This window comes from Gelidibacter salicanalis, from assembly GCF_016469035.1.
Lineage (GTDB): Bacteria > Bacteroidota > Bacteroidia > Flavobacteriales > Flavobacteriaceae > Gelidibacter > Gelidibacter salicanalis_A.
In genome coordinates this window covers 1-262 of the sequence record NZ_JAEHJZ010000106.1, presented here as the reverse complement: position 1 = coordinate 262, position 262 = coordinate 1, and the positions used below count along the sequence as shown (strand labels likewise).

General features: G+C 50.8%; 1 pseudogene. It reads right to left on the bottom strand.

Annotated features, from left to right (window positions below):
• Positions 1 to 246 (bottom strand): annotated as a pseudogene (locus tag JEM65_RS21045) (chitin-binding protein); the annotation flags it as partial.
• Positions 247 to 262: the final 16 nt, after the last annotated feature.

Sequence of the window (262 nt, the reverse complement as noted above, 5' to 3'; positions counted from 1 at the left end):
CTGGCCGCCACGAAACACCTCGTAGGACACCACACCCACATTATCCGTAGAAGCGGACCAGTTCAATTGCGCACTGTTTGTTGTAATATTGGAGGCCGCCAACGTAGTCACCGCGGAAGGCGATTGTGTATCAGGGTTGGAAAGTGTGGTAACATTAACGGTATTGCCCGCCAGTGAGGCATTGCCCGCAAGGTCATAAGCCAGAACCGTAAATGAATATGTCGTATTAGATGTAAGGCCCGTCACCGAAAAAGAAGGCTGA